The organism is Altererythrobacter sp., from assembly GCF_050299635.1.
GTDB lineage: Bacteria > Pseudomonadota > Alphaproteobacteria > Sphingomonadales > Sphingomonadaceae > Erythrobacter.
Genome location: NZ_JBNKWF010000100.1, coordinates 1 through 502 on the forward strand (window position 1 = coordinate 1; position 502 = coordinate 502).

At 53.8% G+C, this 502-nt stretch carries 1 protein-coding gene; it reads right to left on the reverse strand.

Features of this window, described 5'->3' with window-relative positions; translation table 11 throughout:
• The coding region (locus tag ACQY6C_RS15045) for a methyl-accepting chemotaxis protein (RefSeq protein ID WP_427970107.1) at positions 1-502 on the reverse strand (502 nt) is incomplete at both ends.

Consider the following 502-nt stretch of genomic DNA (forward strand, 5'->3'; position numbering starts at 1 on the left):
TGACTTCCTGGATGCCGCGTGACGCTTGGGCCACGTTGCTGGCGATGTCCCGGGTGGCTGAACTCTGCTCCTCCACGGCCGTGGCAATGGTGGCCACCACATCGTTGACGTCGGTGATGACCTGGGTGATCTCGCTGATCTGACCCACGGTCATGCGGGTGGTGCCCTGGATGCCCTCGATCTTTTCCTTGATATCCTGGGTGGCGGCGGCGGTCTGCTTGGCCAGTTCCTTGATTTCGTTGGCTACGACGGCAAACCCCTTGCCTGCATCACCAGCCGAAGCTGCTTCTATGGTTGCATTTAAAGCCAGCAGATTCGTCTGCTGTGCGATCCGTTTAATTATTTCCGTAACTTCACCAATTTCAGCCGCTGACTGCCTCAAGGCGTTGATCGCTTGTGTGGCTGAACTAGATGTATCAATGGCCTTTTTTGAAATATCGGACCCTTGTTTAGCGTTTTCCGAAATATCACCTATGGATGAAGTCATTTCTTCGATGGCTGT